This is a genomic window from Isoptericola halotolerans, from assembly GCF_045689585.1.
Taxonomy (GTDB): Bacteria; Actinomycetota; Actinomycetes; order Actinomycetales; family Cellulomonadaceae; genus Isoptericola; species Isoptericola halotolerans_B.
Genome location: NZ_CP140108.1, coordinates 2702873 through 2722359, shown reverse-complemented (window position 1 = coordinate 2722359; position 19487 = coordinate 2702873). Strand labels below are relative to the sequence as shown.

13 protein-coding genes are annotated in these 19487 nt (G+C 74.1%); 2 read left to right on the top strand and 11 right to left on the bottom strand.

All coding sequences use genetic code 11. The annotated features are described in order from the left end of the window. Positions 1-19: 19 nt before the first annotated feature. The 3 genes from UQW22_RS12635 to UQW22_RS12625 all read right to left on the bottom strand — a co-directional run bounded on the left by UQW22_RS12635 (position 20) and on the right by UQW22_RS12625 (position 4493). Complete coding sequence (locus UQW22_RS12635) at positions 20-2488, bottom strand: ComEC/Rec2 family competence protein (RefSeq protein ID WP_407317342.1); 2469 nt, start codon at positions 2486-2488, stop codon at positions 20-22. Further along, entirely contained in the window at positions 2485-3486 is a 1002-nt protein-coding gene (locus UQW22_RS12630; protein WP_407317341.1) for a helix-hairpin-helix domain-containing protein, read from the bottom strand. Before UQW22_RS12630 ends, UQW22_RS12635 begins: the two co-directional genes overlap by 4 nt. Before the next feature lie 92 nt (positions 3487-3578). Continuing rightward, positions 3579-4493: a DegV family protein gene (locus UQW22_RS12625; protein ID WP_407317340.1), complete on the bottom strand. Its 915-nt coding sequence runs from the start codon at positions 4491-4493 to the stop codon at positions 3579-3581. A gap of 90 nt (positions 4494-4583) precedes the next feature. Between UQW22_RS12625 and UQW22_RS12620 the strand changes: the two genes are divergently transcribed. Then, positions 4584-4763 (top strand): hypothetical protein, encoded by a 180-nt coding sequence (locus UQW22_RS12620; protein ID WP_407317339.1) that lies wholly within the window; start codon positions 4584-4586, stop codon positions 4761-4763. 61 nt (positions 4764-4824) lie between these two features. Here UQW22_RS12620 and UQW22_RS12615 read toward each other — a convergent pair whose 3' ends face one another. Continuing rightward, positions 4825-7305: a glycogen/starch/alpha-glucan phosphorylase gene (locus tag UQW22_RS12615; RefSeq protein WP_407317337.1), complete on the bottom strand. Its 2481-nt coding sequence runs from the start codon at positions 7303-7305 to the stop codon at positions 4825-4827. Positions 7306-7517: 212 nt separating this feature from the next. Between UQW22_RS12615 and UQW22_RS12610 the strand changes: the two genes are divergently transcribed. After that, the gene (locus UQW22_RS12610) at positions 7518-7868 is read left to right on the top strand and encodes a hypothetical protein (protein WP_407317335.1); all 351 of its coding nucleotides are present in this window, start codon (positions 7518-7520) and stop codon (positions 7866-7868) included. 5 nt (positions 7869-7873) lie between these two features. On the opposite strand, the gene UQW22_RS12605 is transcribed toward UQW22_RS12610, so the two are convergent. The 7 genes from UQW22_RS12605 to UQW22_RS12575 form a co-directional block, all read right to left on the bottom strand. Further along, a complete protein-coding gene (locus UQW22_RS12605; protein ID WP_407317334.1) occupies positions 7874-11257 on the bottom strand; it encodes an ATP-binding protein in 3384 nt (1127 codons plus the stop codon). Continuing rightward, positions 11254-12015, bottom strand: coding sequence for a DUF4194 domain-containing protein (locus tag UQW22_RS12600; RefSeq protein WP_407317333.1), 762 nt, complete (start codon positions 12013-12015; stop codon positions 11254-11256). Before UQW22_RS12600 ends, UQW22_RS12605 begins: the two co-directional genes overlap by 4 nt. Continuing rightward, positions 12008-13504 carry a DUF3375 domain-containing protein gene (locus UQW22_RS12595; RefSeq protein ID WP_407317331.1) on the bottom strand — a complete coding sequence of 499 codons (1497 nt, stop codon included), beginning with the start codon at positions 13502-13504 and terminating at the stop codon, positions 12008-12010. Before UQW22_RS12595 ends, UQW22_RS12600 begins: the two co-directional genes overlap by 8 nt. Positions 13505-13693: 189 nt before the next feature. Beyond that, positions 13694-16714 carry a leucine--tRNA ligase gene (gene leuS, locus UQW22_RS12590; RefSeq protein WP_407317329.1) on the bottom strand — a complete coding sequence of 1007 codons (3021 nt, stop codon included), beginning with the start codon at positions 16712-16714 and terminating at the stop codon, positions 13694-13696. 51 nt (positions 16715-16765) lie between these two features. Continuing rightward, a complete protein-coding gene (locus UQW22_RS12585; RefSeq protein ID WP_407317328.1) occupies positions 16766-17428 on the bottom strand; it encodes a vitamin K epoxide reductase family protein in 663 nt (220 codons plus the stop codon). Positions 17429-17476: 48 nt separating this feature from the next. Beyond that, positions 17477-18703 (bottom strand): MFS transporter, encoded by a 1227-nt coding sequence (locus UQW22_RS12580; RefSeq protein ID WP_407317327.1) that lies wholly within the window; start codon positions 18701-18703, stop codon positions 17477-17479. Between the two features lie 87 nt (positions 18704-18790). Continuing rightward, the gene (locus UQW22_RS12575) at positions 18791-19486 is read right to left on the bottom strand and encodes a metal-dependent transcriptional regulator (protein ID WP_407317326.1); all 696 of its coding nucleotides are present in this window, start codon (positions 19484-19486) and stop codon (positions 18791-18793) included. Position 19487 lies beyond the last annotated feature (1 nt).

Sequence of the window (19487 nt, the reverse complement as noted above, 5' to 3'; positions counted from 1 at the left end):
GACCGTTTCCCCCGGCGGTTCATCGTGACGCGTCGGTGGCGTCGGTTCGGCCGGCGCCACCGGTGTCCGTCGGACGGCGGCGTCGCACCCGCCGCCGCCTCCGCCGCGCGCAGTCGAGCACGAGGCCACGGTCCCGCACGGCCAGCACCGCCGTCCCGCACCCGTCCGTGCGCACCACGCGCGACCCGACGGCTTCGTAGAGCCGCAGCGCGGTGTCGGCGGGGTGGCCGTAGTCGTTCTCCCCGACCGGCACCAGCGTGACCTCGGGTCCCAGGTGCGCCGCCAGGGCCGGCGACTGCGACGCCGACCCGTGGTGCGCCATCTTCACCACCTCCACCGGCTCGTCGGGGAACCCGGAGGCCCGGAGCCCCGCCAGCAACCGCTCCTGTCCCTCCTGCTCCAGGTCGCCGAGCGAGACCACGTCGATCCCGCTCGCCGTCCGCAGCACCGGGACGACGCTCGCGTCGTTCGCCCCGCCACGGGAGTCCGCCCCGAGCACCTCCCAGGTCACCGTGCCGGCGACGCCCCGGTGTCCGGGCACGGCGGCGCTGACCGGCACCTCGGCGTCGTGCAGCGCCGCGCGCGCCCGTCCGGCCGGGGCGGCCGGCTCGTCGAGTGGGGAGACCAGGGCCGCACGCACCGTCGGTCCGGCCAGCACCGCGTCCAGGCCACCGACGTGGTCGGTGTGGAAGTGGCTGAGGACCAGCAGGTCGATCTGCTCGAGGCCGAGCCGTCCCAGGCACCGCGCAGCGGCGTCGCCCGGTGGCCCGACGTCGACGACGACGGCGGCACGCGGTCCGCTGCGCACCACCAGGGTGTCACCCTGGCCGACGTCGCAGGCGACCACCTGCCAGTCGTCCAGAGTCCCCGCCGTGCCCGCGCCGACGACCGGCCAGCGCGGCACGAACAGCACCGCCGCCACGACCGCCAGCACCGCTGCCGCGGCCCAGGTGCCGGACCGGCGCGAGCCGACGCGCCCGCCTCCGGGGAGCCGGTGGCGGCGCCGCAGCGTCGCCACCAGGTCTCCGAGCGGGCGGCGCCAGCCGTGTGCCGGCGGTCGGCGCAGGACGGCCCAGAGCACGACCGCCGACGATCCGGCGAGCAGCAGGGCACCGAGGGCTCCCCCCGGCCACGGGGTGCTCGCACCGGGAAGGCCGGCGAAGAACCGGGCGACCGCGGCGATCCAGGCCGTCGCTCCCCCGGCGACCCACGCGACCGCGCCGGCGGCCGCCGGCGCCCACGGCGCGAGCAGCGTGGCCACGAGGCCGAGCACCGTGGCGGGTACCAGGGCCGGCGCGGCCAGCAGGTTGGCGGGCACGGCCGTGAGGGGCAGCGCGGGATCGAGCAGGACGAGCACCGGGCCGCAGGTGGCCTGGGCGGCCAGAGGCACGGCGACGGCGAAGCCGACGGCGCGGCCGCACCACGGGGCCAGGCGACGAGCGAGCGGCCCGGTGAGCAGGATGATGCCCGCGGTCGCCGCGCAGGACAGCGCGAACCCGAAGGACCGCGACACCCAGGGGTCAGCGACGAGCAGCACCGTCGAGGCCACGGCGAGCGCCGGCGGGCCGGCCGACGGCCTGCCGAGCGCCAGGGCGAGCAGTGCCACGGCGCACGTCCATGCGGCCCGCAGCACGCTGGGCTCGGGGCGGACGAGCAGCACGAACCCGAGCGCCCCGACGACGAGCAGACCGACGCGGGCCCCGCGCGGCACCCGCAGCAGCACGCAGACCACGGTGAGCGCGGCGACCACGATCGTGAAGTGGCTGCCGGAGACGGCCGTGACGTGGGTGAGCCCGGTGACCCGCATCGCCTCGTCGAGGTCCTCGGGCAGCCGGGTCGTGTCCCCGACGGCGGCTCCGGGGACGAGCCCGCGCGCCTGGGGCGACAGGTCGTCGGTGACCTCGAGCAGCGCCGCGCGCAACGTCGCCGTCGCGCGCAGGACGGCTCCCGGCGGTGCGGTCGTGGCCACGGACGTCGCGGATGCCGTGGCCACCGTCCCGGGCGCGAACTCCGGCGGGCCCAGCCGGGCGTCGACGACGACCCGGGCCCCGTAGCTGGGGGGCGTTCCCGGTGCGGTCACCTCGACGTGCCCGCGGACCGCCGACCCGCTGCCGCGTGCCCAGACCTCGTCGACGGCCAGGACGAAGCGATGACCGCCGCCGAAGGTCGCCGGCCGGGGCTCGGCGGCCACCGTCCCGTGCAGCGTCGTCACCGCCTGCTCGACCGCGAGCTCGGGCAGCGGGGCCCGGGCGGCGCTCTGTGCGTGCGCCGAGGCGCCGACGGCGAGCACGTAGCCCGCGACGAGCAGCAGGTGGGCGGCTGCCCGCACGCGGCGTCGGACCAGCACGAGCGCCAGGAGGACGACGACCGCGGCGACGAGCGCGACGGCGACGTCCCGGCCGCTGCCCGAGGGGTTGTCGCGGCTCAGCAGCCACGCGGCGACCCAGGCCGCGACGGCCGTCGGCGCGAGGCGCAGGTCGCGGGTCACCACGAGACGAGGTCGCGGACGTCGGCCAGCAGCGCGGGCCCGATCCCGGAGACCTCGGTGAGCTCGTCGACACGCGTGAACGGCCCGTTCTCGTCGCGCCAGGCGACGATCCGCTCGGCGATCACCGGGCCGACGCCGGGCAACGAGGTGAGCTCTGCGGCGTCCGCGGTGTTGAGGGGCACGAGCCCGCGCGGCCGGTCCGGACCGCCGACGGCGGCAGCATCGGCGGGCGCGCCCTGCACCGGAGGGTCGTCCCCGGGCGCGGGGACGTCGACCTGCTCGCCGTCGACGACCGCGCGCGCCAGGTTCAGCGCGGTCAGGTCGGCGCCGTCCGTCGAGCCCCCGGCCGCCTCGACGGCGTCGGCCACCCGTGCGCCTGCCGGCAGCTCGACCAGGCCCGGGTCGGCAACCTCGCCGACGACGTGGACCACGACGCTCGCAGCGGACCGCGGTGCCGCGCCGTCCTCGGCCGCCGCCTCGTCGTCCGCGGGCACGTCACCCCGGGGCACGTCGTCCGTGACCTGCGTCCCGGCGTCGTCGGCCGACGTGCCGTCGCCCGGAGCGACGGGCGCCCCGGCCCGGGCGTCGTCGGGCACCCTCGTGGCCGACGGTGGACCGACGGCGACACCCAGGTCCTCGACGTCCTCGTCCGACCAGATCGTCACGCCCAGGACGGCCACCGTCAGGACCAGGAGCGCGAGGCAGGCGACGACGGCGGTGGGGCCGGACAGGGCCCAGCGGCTCCGGGCGGCGCCGTCGTCGCCGCCGAGCGGGTGCCCGTGCGCGGCGCTGTACGCGGCGGCGACGTGCCCGGCCGAGCGCCGGGCACGCAGGCGATCGACGAGCTCCGGGTCGGGCTCGTCACCGGGCTCGGTGGCCCCGGGAACCTCCGGCGCCACCGGTCGCGCTGGTGCGGGGGCCGCGGCGTCGAGCGCCGCACGCAGCGCCGCCAGGCGAGCGGCGGCCTCGGGCCCGGAGCTGGTGTCGGTGGTGGTCACGGCGCGAGGCTAGGCAGGCGCGCGGCCCGCCGGACGCCGTGGGACCTCGGCCTGTGGACGTTCGCGGCCGGGGACGGCCTCGGACGCCGGTCCTACCAAGGGCCGCCCGGTTCGAGGTCGTGGACGTGCCCACCTCGGTCGACGACCATCGCCGCGAGCGCACCGGGCCCCACGTGCGCGCCCAGCACCGCGCTGACCGGGGTGACGACGGGAAGCACGCCGAGGCGCTCCGCCAGCACGGCCGCGACCTCGGCGGCACGCTCCGGTGCGCCCAGGTGGTGGACCGCGACGGCCGGACGGGTGGCGGCCCGCGCCCGGGTGACGGCGATCTCCACGAGACGAGCCGTCGCGGCGGAACGGGTGCGCACCCTCTGGACGAGCTCGACCCGCCCGTCGCGCAGCCCGAGGATCGGCCGGACGCCGAGCGCGGCCCCGAGGGCCGCCGCCGGCGCGGTCAGCCGCCCGCCGCGACGCAGGTGCTCCAGCGAGTCGACGAGGAAGACCGCCTCCGCCGAGGCGGCCACGTCGGCCGCTCGACGGGCCACGTGCTCGGTGTCGCAGCCTGCCGCGGCGCACCGGGCCGCCTCCACGGCCGCGAAGCCGAGGGCCATCGCCGCCGTGCGCGAGTCGACCGCGCGCACCGGGACCATCGACCGCTGCCCGGCACGCTGCGCCGCGGCGAAGGTGCCGGACAGGTCGGCGGACAGGTGGACCGAGACCACGGAGCGGGCGCCGTCCGTGACGAGCTGCCGGTAGGCGTCGGCGAGCTCGGTGATCGAGGGCTGGGACGTCGTCAGGCCCTCGCCGGCTCCGATACGGGCGGCCACGTCCTCGGGGCTGACGTCGACGCCCTCGCGCAGCGACCCGCCGTCGGTCACGACGTGCAGCGGGACGACGAGCGGGCCGTGGCCCGGGCCCTCCCAGAGCGCGGGGTACGTCGCGTCGTCCGCGGCGGGGAGGCAGGCGGTCGAGTCGGTCACGACGCGCACGGCAGGAGAGTCAGGCATCGGTGCGAGTCTAGCGAGCACGGCTCGCGGCCCCGTGCACGCGTGGTCCCCCGCGCGCGAACCGTGCCGCGTCGCGTTAGCGTGCCACCCATGCCCGACGACGCCACGCCCACCGCCACCGCTGCGGACCGGGCCGTCGGAGGTGCACCGCCGCACCCCGGCCAGGCGCTCGTCGCCGTCGGCGGGGCTGCTGTCCGGGGGGAAGGAAGGCGCGCACCAGGACGTGCCCGACACCACCGCCCGGACCTGGACCGCCGGCACCGTCCCTGACACGGGGAGGGCCCGTCGTCGGGCGCCGGGCACCGGCGTCCGACGACGGCAGCCTCACGTCTCAGGCGGGCGGCAGCACCTCGGCGTGCCACACGCGGTCCATGTAGTCGCGCATCGAGCGGTCCGAGGAGAAGAACCCGGACCGTGCCACGTTGAGCACCGCGGAACGGCTCCACGCGTCCGGGTCGCGGTACGCGGCCTCCACCCGTTCCTGCGCGTCCAGGTACGGCTGGTAGTCCGCCAGCACCATGAAGCGGTCCTCCCCCAGCAGGTTCGACACGATCGGCTCGAAGACCGAGCGGTCTCCGCCGGAGAACTCGCCGTGCGCCACGAGGTCGAGCGCCCGGCGCAGCGCCGGGTTGGACTCGTAGTACGACGACGGCCGGTAGCCCGCCTCCTGCATCGCGGCGGCCTCGGGCTCGGTGAGCCCGAACAGGAAGAAGTTGTCGTCGCCGACGAGCTGGCGGATCTCGACGTTCGCGCCGTCGTCCGTGCCCACGGTCAGCGCACCGTTGAGCGCGAACTTCATGTTCCCGGTGCCGGACGCCTCCTTGCCGGCCAGCGAGATCTGCTCGGACAGGTCGGCGGCCGGGATGAGCGTCTCGGCGACGGTCACGTTGTAGTTCGCGGGGAACGCGACCCGCAGCACCTTCGACACCTCGGGGTGGGCGCCGACCACCGCGCCGACGTGGTTGATCAGGGCAATGATCTCCTTGGCCATGGCGTACCCCGGGGCGGCCTTGGCGCCGAAGACGACGGTGCGCGGCACCAGGTCCTCGGCGGCGACCTCGCCCGAGACGATGCGGTCGTACAGCGTGATCACGTGCAGGATCTTGAGCGTCTGTCGCTTGTACTCGTGCAGCCGCTTGACCATGACGTCGAGCATGGTGCCGGGGTCGACCTCGATCCCGTCGCGGCGGGCGAGCAGGTCCACGAGCCGGTCCTTGTTCACGGCCTTGACCTCGCGGAAGCGCCGGCGGAACTCGGGGTCGTCGGCCATCGGCTCGAGCTCGCGCAGCCGGTCGAGGTCGGTCACCCAGCCGTCACCGATCGCCTCGGTGATCAGCTCGGACAGCCTCGGGTTGGCGAGCCGGACGAAGCGGCGTGGCGTCACCCCGTTGGTGACGTTCGTGAACTTCTCCGGCCACATCCGGGCGAAGTCCGCGAGCACCTTGTCCCGCAGGAGCTGGGAGTGCAGCTCGGCGACGCCGTTGACCTTCGTCGCCGCCACCGTGGCGAGGTGCGCCATGCGCACGCTGCGCGCCGGGTGCTCGGCGATGATCGACATGCGTCGCACGAGCAGCTCGTCGTCGCCGGAGCGGTCCCGCACCCGTACCAGGAACTCGTCGTTGATGCGGTAGATGATCTCCAGGTGGCGCGGCAGCAGCCGCCCGAGCAGCTCGACCGGCCAGACCTCCAGGGCCTCCGGCAGCAGCGTGTGGCAGGTGTAGGCGAAGCAGCCCTGGGTGACCTCCCACGCCTCGTCCCAGTCGAAGCCGTTCTCGTCGACGAGGATGCGCATCAGCTCGGGCACCGCGATGACCGGGTGGGTGTCGTTGAGCTGGAAGCAGATCCGCTCCGGCAGCCGGTGCAGGTCGAAACCCTCGGGCAGCAGCTGGTCGATGAAGTCCCGCAGCGAGCAGGCGACGAAGAAGTACTGCTGCTGCAGGCGCAGCTCCTTGCCCTGCGGCGTCGAGTCCTCGGGGTAGAGCACCTTGGAGATGTTCTCGGCGAACGTGCGTGAGCGGACCGCCTCGGCGTAGTCGCCGTGGTTGAAGATCTTCAGGTCGAACGCGTGGGTCGCCCGCGAGCTCCACAGCCGCAGGGTGTTGACCATGCCGTTCCGGTAGCCCGGGACCATGTAGTTGTAGGGGACGCCGAGCACCTTCCAGCCGGGCAGCCAGCGGGTGCGCTCGACGGCGTCGTCGCCCTCGCCGTCGACGTAGCGCTCCGTGTGCCCGCCGAAGCCCACCGTCACCTCGTGCTCCGGGTGGGCGAACTCCCACGGTGCGCCGGCCGCCAGCCAGTCGTCCGGCTTCTCGACCTGGCGGCCGTCGACGAACGTCTGGCGGAAGATGCCGTACTCGTAGCGGATGCCGTAGCCGATCGCCGGCACCGACATCGTCGCGAGCGAGTCGATGAAGCAGGCGGCGAGACGTCCGAGCCCACCGTTGCCGAGCCCGGGCTCCACCTCCGCCTCGCGCAGGTCGGCGAGGTCGATGCCCAGCGAGGCGAGCGCCTCGGCGGCGATCGCCTCGAGGTCGGCGGCCACGAGCGCGTTGTCGAGCTGTCGGCCCAGCAGGAACTCCGCCGACAGGTACGCCACCGCCTTCGGCTGGCGGCGGTAGTGGTCGGTGGTCGTCGTGATCCACCGGGCCATGAGGTAGTGCCGGACGGTGCGCGCCAGCGCGAGGTACTGGTCGTTGACGCTCGCCCGCTGCAGCACGGTGCCCTGGGCGAAGTTGAGCTCGCGCAGGTACTCGCGGACGAAGCCCTCGACGGAGTGCTCCGGCGTGGCGATCAGGGGGGTCGATTCGGTCACGTGGTCGACACTACCCACGGCCCCGCCCCGTGTCGTCGGTTGAGGCCGAGCCGACCCCGCACGGAAACACGCCCGTCGTCCGCCGTTCAGGGCGTGGTGCGTCCCACGTCCCGCACGCTAGGGTTCCGCCGGCACCGCGCCCTGCCGCTGCACGGGGTGCAGTTCCACCCCGAGTCGGCGCCTGGTCGAAGCGCCGCTGCACGTCGGCGCCGTTGACGCCGCTGGAGGACTTCGACCTCGACCGGACCATCGTCCGGGACTCCGGTGCGGGGACGCGCCCGTTCGGCGTCGTCAGCGAGCGGAACGGTGTGCCGCGGACCAGCGACCGCGTCACCGAGGTGCGCGGCGTCCGGGTCTCGGTCCGCACCGGTCCGCGTGCCGGCCGCATGAAGGTCTACGTCGGCAAGAGGTACCTCGGGACGGTGGACGCGCGGTCCGCCACGACGCGCTGGCACGGCGTCAAGCTCAAGGTGCCCGCCGACGAGGCGCGCACCGGCCGCCTCCGCTTCGTGCCCGTGACCAAGAGGCCGGTGAAGGTGCGGTTCGTCTGGCCGATCGGCTGACCGGCTCAGGCACCGACCAGCGTGACCAGCCGCGAGCGGCCCGCCGCGTCCTTGACCGCCTGCAGCACGACGTCCACGTGCGGCTCCAGCGCACTGACCTTGTCCAACGGGGCACCGATGACGAGCTGGAACCCCAGCCCCCGCCACGCACCCACGGCGCGGCCGGCGAACCGGGCGTCGGCCTTGATGAACGCCTCGTCGAGGAAGACCGGCGCGTACCGCGGGCGCTCCGCCCCGGCGTCGCCGAGCTGGTAGCGCAGCGCCGCCCCCACGATGAACGCCACGAGCTCCTGCGACTCCCCGCCGGACTTGCCCGCGATGTGGTCGTACACGCTGACGTGGCGACCCTCGAGGTCCACGCACTCGGCGCTGATGCGCACGTGCTCGCGCACGTCCACCAGCCGGCGCCGCTCCGGCGAGTCCGGACGGATCCGGTCGATCAGCCGCGCCATGCGCTCGTACCGTCGCTGCCGCTCCGCGGGCGTCTGCTCTCCCGGGTCGGCGGCCAGGTCGCGCAGCTGGCGGCGGAAAGAGGTCACGTCACGCGCCTCGGTCACCTGGGCGGTGATGCGCAGCCGATGGGTGTCGTCGCGGAACGGCAAGGTGGCCAGGATCGCGTTCACCGGTTCCATGCGCTCGCGGATCTCCGCGACCGATCGGTTCATGACGTTGCCGAGCAGCGTCAGGTCGTGACCGCTGAGCCGGCCCAGGGTCCGTGACCAGCGCTCGGTGAGCTGGTAGAGCCGCTGGTCCTCGATCTCGTCGAGGATCCGCGCGAAGTCCTCGTAGGACTCCTCAGGGTCCGTGCCCAGGTTGGGGTTCGGCCACGCGTCGCAGAAGCGCTCGAACACGCTGCGCAGCGCAGCGCGCGCGGTGCGCCCGGCCTCCAGCGCCTCGTCCCGGTCGCGCACGAGCTCGCGCACGACGGCCGTGGTCGCCTGCTCCAGCGCGGCGAGCGACAGCGTCTGCGGGTCCGACGGCGTCACGGCGGCCAGCGCGGCGTCCAGGCGTTCGCGCTGCACGGCCGTCGGTGCGACGTCGGCCCGCTCGGCGCTCTCGACTGCGTCGGTCACCTGGTCGACCAGGTCGGTGATCGCCGCCCAGTGCTCGCCGAGCTCACGCACTCGGTTCTCGGCGTCGGCGCGCTCGCGGTAGAGCTCGGTGAGGCGGGAGCGCAGGCGCTGCTCGTCCTCGGCGAGCCCGCGGACCGCGTCGGACCCGTCGCGCAGCGCCTCGAGACGCTCCGTGCGGTCCGCGACGGCCTGCTCGGCGGCGGCGACGTCGACGTCCTCCCACGACACCCGCAAGACCTGGCTGGCCGCCACGAACTCGTCGGTGTGCGCCGCCTGCCGCAACCGGGCACCCTCCAGGGCGGCACCGGCGTCGCGCAGCGCCCCGCGGGCCTCCTCGACGTCGGCCTCGACACGGGTGCGGCGGCGGGTGTTCGAGAAGCCGAGCACCGAGGCACGCCCGGCTCCGCCATGGGCTCCCCGTGCCCCGTCGGACATCTGTCCGGTGCGCGTGAGCGCCCGCCGGTGGTCCCGCAGCTCGGCGGGGTCGTCGACGCAGACGTAGGCGAACTGCTCGGCCAGGCGCCGGGCGAGCCAGCCGCCGAACGGACCGGCCTTGACCTCGAGCCGGCCGGGCAGCGTCGACGGGTCGGCGTCGTCGTCGAGCGGCAGGTGGGTGGGGACGCCCTCGAACCGGACGCGCCGGCGCAGCGACACCCCGTCGATCGCCGCGCGGAACTCCGCCAGCCGCTCGGCGTCGACGAGCAGGGTGGTGGCGAACCCGCCGAGCGCGACCGAGACGGCCTCGCGCCACGGCTCGTACTCGCCGCGCACCTCGAGCAGCTCGCCCACGAACGGCAGCTCGTCCACCTCGAGGCCCGCGGCCTCAGCCAGTGCGAGCCGCGCCGCGTGGTCCTCGGCCGGCATGTTGCCGCGCCGTCCGGACAGCGACACCTGCTCCTGCTCGAGACGTGCGAGCCGATTCTCCGCCTCGGCGACCGCCTGCCGCGCGGCGAAGACGTCCTCCTCGTGCTCGCCCGCCCGCAGCGTGCGCTCCTCGACCAGGTCGCGCGCCCGGCGCAGCACCCGGTCGAAGTCGCGCTTCGAGGCGACCTGCTCCTGCAGGACCGCGAGGTGGGTCTCCAGGCCCGCCCGTGCCGTCCGGGTCTCCTCCAGCACCTCGGTCCGACGGCGGATCTCCCGTTCCGTGGACTCGATCGCGTCGCCGCCCTGGCTGCGCAGCGACGCGCGCACCTCCTCCAGGTCCGCCTCGGCCGACGCGATCCGTGCGGCAGCAGCGGTACGACGCTCCTCGGCGGCACGGTGCGCCACCCGGTTCGCCTCCTCCTCCGCCCGCACCAGCGCGAGCCGGCGGCCGTCGCGCCACGCCCCGAACGCCGTGGGACCAGCAGGCTCGCCCCGTCCACCGCCGTCGGGCACCCCGAGCGTGTCCAGCAGCGCGACGGAACGCTGCGCGGCCTCGGCCTGATCGCGCAACGTCCGCATCGGGCGCAGCACCTCGACCTGCCGGTTCGCCGTGAGCATCTCGGTGCGCACGGCGCTGAGCTCGTCGAAGTGCTCGACGGCACGGTCGGCGACCTCGAGCGTCTCCGGCTCGGTGAGCACCATCGCCTTGTACAGCGCGTCGACGGTGGTGATCGCCTGGCCGGCCTGGATGCGGCCCAGCAGCTGCATCGCCTTGTGCCCGTCGCCGGCGGCACCGATGCCGAGCGCCGAGTGCAGCCGCGTGGCGAACGCGACGTCCGTGTCGTACGGCGTCAGACCGGCCTCGGTCAGCGCCGCGCGGGCGAACCGTCCCGCGGCCAGCGGCTCCAGGTCCCGCAGGTCGAAGGCGCCGTCGGCCGTCGCGCGCACGACGACGCACTCCTCGTTGCGAGTCGCCCCACGGGGCACGTACCAGGCACGCAGAGCCGTCAGGGTCCCGCCGGACTGGTCGGACCACGACATCGCGATCGCCGTCCACGTGTCCACGCCGTCGCCGCGCAGCACCTGCTCGCGGCTGGTGGTGCCGTCCGCCCGGGACTCGTCGAGCTTGCCCCGCGCGTAGGACAGCACGTTGCGCTGCTCGCGCCCCCGGGCCCGCCCGGCCGCCGCGCCGTTCGAGGCACCGTTGAACGGCGTCGTGTGGCTCATCATGAGCGCGATGTAGGCGTCCAGCAGGGTCGACTTGCCGGACCCCGACGCCCCCGAGAGCAACGTCGCGGCCCGGGAGAAGCGCACCTCGTGGTGGCCGTGGTAGCCGCCCCAGTTGACGAGCTGCATCGACCGGGCCGTCCACTGCCGGCCGTCCGAGGCGGCGGGGATCAGCCCGAACAGCGAGTCGTTCATCCGCGTCCCGGCCGGGATGGTCACACTCATTCGTCCGCCTCCTGCGGGCTCGCCGCGGTGTCGTCGTCGGGCAGCACGGGCGGCGCGGGGTGCTCGACAGGTGCGGCGGCGTCCCCCCGCAGCCAACGCGTCAGCTCACGCAGCCGGTCCACCGGCAGCAGGATCTCCACCACCGGCAGGACGCGGTACCGGCCGGTGGCGACCTCGTCCAGTACGCGCTCACGCGCCAGGGCCGCCACCGCGTTGTCGATCTCCCGCCGTCGTGCGGACAGGTTGGTCTCGTCGTGCGCGAGGAAGCCGAGGGCGTAGTCGGCCATCTCCTCGGCGTCCACGTAGGCGGCCGCCTGGCCGGCCCCCTGCTCCTGGCGGAACCGGTTGCGCACGAACAGCATCAGCAGGGTCTCGACCCGCTTGTACGGTTCGTCCTTCAGCAGCACCGGGATGGTGAGCCCGTCCGAGCGGACCTGCCGCTTGTAGGCGATCTCGTAGTCGCGGTCCACGACCAGCTCGACGAACAGGTCGTGCAGGCGCGAGGAGATCACCTGCTGGTGGCTCAGCAGCGCCTTCCACTCGAGCGGGTGGTCCGCCGCCGCGAGGTAGCGCCGCTGGAGGAGCAGCGCCAGCACACGGCGGGCCTCGAACGGGAGCACGCCCGTGTCGCCCGGGAAGAGCCCCGGGTCGTCGTCCTCGACCGCCGCGGGCTCGACGAAGGTGCCCGACGGCGCGGGTACCTGGTCGTCCGGCGCCTCCGACGTGCGTGGTTCCTCGACGGTTTCCAGCTCAGTCATCCGTCCTCCTGATCGGGGTGCGGGGCAGCACGAAGTCGCGGACCGTCCCGTCGGCACGCGTCGCCGTGACGCGTTCGAGCCCGTCCGCCGGGACGTCGCCGGACCCTCCGCCGTCGTCCTCCGTGGCGAGGTCGAGATAGCCGAGCAGCTCCACCGGGCGGCGCAGCGTGTCCGGTCCGGCGGTGAACGCCTGACCGATGCTCGACGGGCCGGCGATCGTGCTCAGGTGCGCCAGGATCTCGGCGTGCTGCGGACCGCCCATGGCGCGCAGGTCGGCGATCTCGTCGCTCGGGGCGAGGCCGTCGGACCAGTCCTCCAGGTCGTCCGGCGGGGTCTCGGGGCGCAGGTCGTGGAGCGCGGTCCGCAGGCGGCAGGGACGTGCCCGCTCGAACCAGCGCAGCGGCTCGACCCGCGCCGCACGTCCCGACGCCGGGAACCAGTCGGCCATCGCGGCGGTGGCCTCGCGCAGCGCGTCGTCGAGCTCGCGGTCGCGCAACGGGTTGTGGTGGCGGATCTGCGCGGTGACCGTCCGCGAGGCCCGCGCCTGGGCGGCCAGCACCACCTCGATCGCGCCGACGAGCTGGGTCCGCAACGTCTGCAGCACCGCCCGGTGGTCCGGCGGCAGCTCGGCCGCGAACGGGTGGTCGAGGATCGAGCGGACCCGGTGCTCGAGACCGTCCAGCAGGTCCGGGTCCCCGAGCAGCTCCATGGCACCGGCGAACGCCCGGCCCTCCGGGGTGCGCTCCAGGAGGTTCTCCGAGGCGTCCAGGTAGTCGGCGACGACGACGCCGGTCGTGCGCTCGTCCTGACGCAGCCGTGTCACCATCTCGCGCTGCAGTGTGGAGATCGACTCCGCGACCCGGGCGAAGTCGGCCGGGAGCTCACGCACCAGGGACAGCACGTGGTCGTACTGCTCGGCCAGCCGCGCGGGCGCGACCGACTCCACCTCTCCCCCGGCCTCGAGCCGGCCCAGCTCCGCCTGCGCCTCGTCGATGCGCGAGCGGAGCTCGCGCATCCGGGCCTCGCGGTCGGGACGGGCGTCACGCGCCAGGTCCTCCACCGTCACCAGCAGGGTCCGGATGCGCGACTCGCTGACCAGGCCGCGGGTGCCCTGGGTGCGGGCGACGACGTCGAGCGCCTCCGCGGCATAGCTGGAGAGCCGGTAGCGCTCGGCGCCCGCGTCGTCGAGCGAGCGCACGAGCCAGCGCTCGCGCACCCAGCGCGTGCACAGCACCCGGGCCGGGTCGTCGGGCACGTCCGGCGCACGATCCTCGCCCGCGGGACCGGCCGCCGAGCGCAGCTCGGCCAGCAGGTCGTCGACCTCCACGTGCAGCTGCTCGGTGGCCACCGTGGGCCGGTCCGGCGTGAACACGCAGCGCAGCACCGCGACCACCAGCGGGGCCTCCACCTTGTGCAGCAGCCCGAGCGTCGGGGTCGCGAAGGCCCGCTCCGCGCCCGCGAGCGCCGCCGCCAGCCGTGCCGCCGTCACGACGCCACCAGACGGCAGCGCTCGTCGTCCGAGCCTGCGGTTCCGCTGCGGCCGAGTGCCTCGCTGCGCTCGGCCCTCACCCTCCGCTGCACCTCCGGCTCACCAGCACCACGATCGTCCGAGCCTGCGGTTCCGCTGCGGCCGAGTGCCTCGCTGCGCTCGGCCCTCACCCTCCGCTGCACCTCCGGCTCAGACGACAATGTTCACGAGCTTGGGCGCCCGCACGATCACCTTGCGGATCTCGGCGCCGTCGATCGCGCGCTGCACGTTGGGCTCGTCCAGCGCGGCGGCCTGCAGGTCGGCCTCCGAGATGTCCGGCGCCACCTCCAGGCGTCCGCGCACCTTGCCCCTGACCTGCACGACGCAGGTCACGGTGTCCGCCACCAGGTACTGCTCGTCGGCGACGGGGAACGGCTCGCGGGCCAGCGACGCGTCGTGACCCAGCCGCTCCCACAGCTCCTCGGCGATGTGGGGGGCGATCGGGGCGACCATCAGCACCAGCGGCTCGACGGCCGCCCGCGGCACCACGTCCAGACCGGTCAGGTGGTTGTTGTACGTGATGAGCTTGGCGATCGCCGTGTTGGGCCGCATCTGCTCCATCTCGACGCGGACGTCCGCGACGGTGCGGTGCAGGGCACGCAGCGTCGCGAGGGCCGGCTCGTCGTCCGAGACGACCAGGTCGCCGGTCTCCTCGCTGACGACGTTGCGCCACAGCCGCTGCAGGAACCGCTGCGACCCGACGACGTCGCGGGTGTTCCAGGGGCGCGACAGGTCCAGCGGGCCCATGGCCATCTCGTAGACACGGAACGTGTCGGCGCCGTACTCGGTGTACATGTCGTCGGGCGTGACGACGTTCTTCAGCGACTTGCCCATCTTTCCGTACTCGCGCTCCACCGCGGCGCCCTGGTACGTCCAGCCGCTCTGCTCGTCGCCCTCGACCTCCGCGGCAGGCACGTAGGTGCCGCGGTCGTCGGTGAAGGCGTACGCCTGGATGTACCCCTGGTTGAACAGCTTGCCGAAAGGCTCGCGGGAGCTGACGTGCCCCAGGTCGTGGAGCACCTTGTGCCAGAACCGCGCGTACAGCAGGTGCAGCACGGCGTGCTCGACGCCGCCGACGTACAGGTCGACGCCGCCGGCCGGACCGGCCGTGTCGTTGTGCTGCGGCCCCATCCAGTACTGCTCGAGGGCCGGGTCGATCACGGGCAGCGTCGTGTCGGTGGCGCCGTCGGCTCCCACCGAACCCCAGGTGGGGTCGAGGTAGCGCAGGTAGTACCAGCAGGACCCGGCCCAGTTGGGCATCGTGTTGGTGTCCCGGCGGTACTGCTGGGGACCGTCGCCCAGGTCGAGGGTGACGTGCACCCAGTCGTCGTTGCGTCCCAGCGGCGCCTCGGGCTCGGAGTCACGGTCGTCCGGCGCGAAGGTCCGCGGCGAGTAGTCCGGCACCTCCGGCAGGTCGACGGGCAGCCGGTCGGCGGGCACCGCCACCGGGCGGTCCTGCGCGTCCCACAGGATCGGGAACGGCTCGCCCCAGTAGCGCTGGCGGCTGAAGAGCCAGTCGTTGAGGCGGTAGGTCGTGGTGCCCTCGCCGGCGCCACGGGCCTCGAGCCAGTCGATGATCTTGGCCTTGGCGTCCGCGACGCCCAGGCCGTCCAGCGAGATCTCCTCGTTCGACGAGTTCACGGCCACACCGTCGCCGGTCCAGGCACCCTGGTGGCCCTCCGGCAGCCCGCCCGCGGGCTCGACCGTGTGCACGATCGGCAGCTCGAACGCCTCGGCGAACGCGTGGTCGCGGTCGTCCCCGCCCGGCACCGCCATGATCGCGCCGGTGCCGTAACCCATCAGCACGTAGTCCGCGGTGAACACCGGGACGGTCCGCCCGTCGACCGGGTTCACGGCCAGGTGACCGGTGAACACGCCCGTCTTCTTGCCGGCGTCGGCCTGCCGCTCGACGGCGGTCTTGGCCGCGGCCTCGGCGCGGTAGGCGGCGACGGCCTCCACCGGGCTGGCGTGCCCGCCGGTCCAGGCGTCGCGGGTGCCCTCGGGCCAGGTCGCGGGGACCTCGTCCAGCAGGGGGTGCTCCGGGGAGACCACCATGAACGTCGCGCCGAACAAGGTGTCGGGGCGCGTGGTGAAGACCTCGATCTCCTGACCGGCACCGGCGGGGTCGACGGAGGCGTCGCCGGACCCGACGACGTGGAACCGGACGTTCGCACCGGTGGAGCGGCCGATCCAGTTCCTCTGCATCGCCTTGACCTTGTCGGGCCAGTCGATGAGGTCCAGGTCGTCCGTCAGGCGGTCCGCGTAGGCGGTGATCCGCATCTTCCACTGGCGCAGGTTCTTGGTGAAGACCGGGAAGTTGCCGCGCTCGGAGCGACCGTCGGACGTGACCTCCTCGTTGGCGAGCACCGTGCCCAGGCCGGGGCACCAGTTCACCGGGGACGAGTCCACGTAGGCCAGGCGCTGGGAGTCCAGCACGTCCCGGCGCTCGCCCTCGCTCAGGGCCGCCCAGACGGCTCCCTGCGAGTTGTCACCGCCGTGCTCCTCGCCCCACGGACCGGGCACCGCGCGGGTGCCGGCGGCCAGCTCGTCACGGAGCTCGGCGATGCGTCGCGCGCGGCCTCGCTGGGTTGTCTGGCTGCCGTCGGACGGCTTCCCGACCGGCTCGGCGTCGGCGTCGTACCAGGAGTCGAAGATCTCCAGGAAGATCCACTGGGTCCAGCGCACGTAGTCGCTGTCGATGGTCGCGAAGCTGCGGCGCGGGTCGTGGCCCAGGCCCATGCGGCGCAGCTGCCGCCGGTAGGTGACCATGTTCCGCTCGGTGACCAGGCGCGGGTGCTCACCGGTCTGCACCGCGTACTGCTCGGCGGGCAGGCCGAAGGCGTCGAACCCCATGGCGTGCAGCACGTTGTCGCCGCACATCCTGCGGAACCGTCCGACCACGTCCGTGGCGATGAATCCCAGCGGGTGCCCCACGTGCAGCCCCGCGCCCGAGGGGTACGGGAACATGTCCATGATGAAGAACGGTTCGGCTGCGCCGGCGTGCTCGCCGTCGCCGCTCGTGAGCTCGCCCGACGGGTTCGCGGCGTAGAACGTGCCGCGCTCGTCCCAGCGGTCCTGCCAGCGCTCCTCGATCTCCTGCGCGAGGGCGGGCGTGTACCGGTGGGCGGGCTCGGAGGGTCGCTGCTGGGTCTCGGTGTCTGGCGTGCTCACGCCGGGGAGTCTACCGGCCGGGCCTCGCCCGGCCCGCCGGGTTCTGCCGCCTCAGAAGGAGCCGACGAGCGCCGGTCCCACGGCGAGCAGGAGCCACGCGACGGCGACGACGTACCCGATGACGAGGATCACCCAGCGGTTGCCCACGACGGCGCGTCGCAGGCCCTCGCTCGCCGGCAGGTCCCCGGACTGCACGGCGCGCACGACCTGCACCCACAGCAACGGCCACATGGCGGTCCACACGATCATGCAGGCCGGGCACAGGGCGACCAGCACGTAGAAGCTGGTCCACATGAGGAAGAAGATGAGCGCCTGACCCAGGACGGTGCCGGCCAGCAGGCTCAGCAGGTACCAGCGCGGCAGCCGGGCTCCCGCGAGCAGCACGACGCCCGTGGTGATCACCACCGGGAACGCCGCGACCCCGAGGAACGGGTTGGGGAAACCGAGCAGGGCCCCCTGCCACGACCCCATGGCGACGCCGCAGTCGAGGAACACGTTGATGCTGCACGAGGTCGTGCGTCCGGGGTCCTGCAGCTTGAGGATCTTCTCGATCGCCAGCCACATCGACCCGGCGAGCCCGATGCCACCGAGGACGACCAGCAACGTGCCGAAGGCGCGGGTCGACAGCGTGCGCAGCACGGGCGCAGGCACCGCAGGATCGAGGCCGTCCGGGCTCTGGGCGGAACCGTCCGTGCTCACCGTCGTGTCGGTCACGCGGGTGACGGTACCGCACCGTCCTGGGACGGTGCTGGGAGTACGCGGTCAGGAGGTCGGGCCCGACCCAGGAGCCCGCACCGCCCGGTGGGACCAGCGTGCCCGCACCGACAGCAGCACGATGGCGAGGCCGACGAAGGTCAGCACCAGGCCGGTCCAGGCGGGAGCCACGTACCCGTAGCCCGCGGCGATGACGAGCCCGCCGAAGAACGCGCCGCCGGCGTTAGCCAGGTTGAGGGCCGAGTGGCACAGGGCGGCACCGAGCGACTCCGCCCGGGGCGAGAGGTCCATGAGCCGTGTCTGCATGGCCAGCCCCAGCACCTGGGAGGTGACGCCCAGCAGGAAGAGCCCGGCCACGGCACCGACGGGCGACGTCGCGGTCAGCGCGAACAGGACGAGGGCCGCGGCGGTGGTCAGGAACCCGCCGATCACGGTGCCCAGCACCGAGCGGTCGGCGAGCCGTCCGCCCACGAGCGTGCCGACCGTCATCCCGACGCCCATCGCCGCCAGCACCCAGGGCACGGCGCCCTCGCTCATCCCGGTCACCTCGGTGACGGTCGGCGCGACGTAGGTGTAGACGGCGAACAGCCCGCCGAACCCGATCGCGCCGGCGACGAACGCCACCCACATCGGTCCGTTCGCCAGCGCGCCGAGCTCCTGGCGCACGCTGGACTCGACGGGTCCGCGCTCCGGCACGAACCGCCACAGCCCCAGCAGGGCGACGCCGCCGAGCGCGCCGATGAGCACGAACGCGACCCGCCACCCGAACGCCTGGCCGACGGCGGTGGACAGCGGCACCCCGATCACGTTGGCGACGGTGAGCCCCGTCATCATCACGGCCACCGCGTGCCCGCGCCGACCCGGCCCGGCGACGGAGGCCCCGACCGCGGCGCCGACGCCGAAGAAGGCCCCGTGCGGCAGGCCCGCGAGGAACCGGCCGGCCACCAGCCACTCGATGCTCGGCGCGGCCGCCGAGACCACGTTGGCCACGGTGTAGAAGCCCATCAGCCACAGCAGCAGCCGACGCCGGGACATGCGCGCGGCGGCGACGGTCAGCAGCGGGGCGCCCACGACGACGCCGACGGCGTAGGCCGTCACGGCGTGCCCGGCCACCGGGTCGCTCACGCCCAGGTCGGCGCCGAACTGCGGGAGCATGCCCATGGTGGCGAACTCGGTGGTGCCGATCGTGAAGCCGCCGAGCGCGAGCGCGAAGAGGGCCCACGAGGCGGGGCTGAGGCGCAGGCGCGCCGCGGGGCGGGAGGGAGCCAGGGTCACGGAGTTCCTCGAGTTCTCGGAAGTGCTCGAAACGATTCGACGGCGCGTCGCAGAGACTGCGAGCACACCGTCGGGAAGGGACCCAGCCTACGCGCGGACCACCCGCACGCGCGAGGCCGCCAGGTGCCCCAGGTCGACGGACACCGGCCCGTCGGCCCCGCTCCAGGCCACCGTCAGGGTCCCGGCGTAGTCGCGGCGCCGCACCACGGTGATCTCGAGGTCCAGGTCGAGGCCCAGCCCGGCCAGGTACCGCAGCGCGTCCGGGTCGGCGTCGGAGATCCGGGCGACCACGCCGACCTCTCCCTCGGCGAGATCGGCCAGCAGGATGGCGTCCGGACGCACGACCCGGCCGTCCGCCGTCGGGATCGGGTCGCCGTGCGGGTCGCGGCGGGGGTGCCCCAGCCGGGCGTCGATCCGCTCGACGAGACGGTCGGAGACCGCGTGCTCGAGCACCTCCGCCTCGTCGTGGACCTCGTCCCAGGTGTAGCCGAGCTCGCGCACCAGCCAGGTCTCGATCAACCGGTGCCGACGGACCATCGTCAACGCGTGCCGGCGCCCGAGGTCGGTCAACCACACCCCGCTGTACGGCTCGTGCCCGAGCAGTCCCTGGGCCGTCAGCCGGCGCACGGTCTCCGAGACGGTGGAGGGGCCGACGCCGAGCCGGTCGGCGAGCAGACCGGTGGTGACCTTGTCGTCGCTCCACTCCTGCGCGGACCACACGGCCTTGAGGTAGTCCTGCGCCACGGGCGTGAGGTCGGCCGGCTGCGTCTCGGTGTCGGTCACA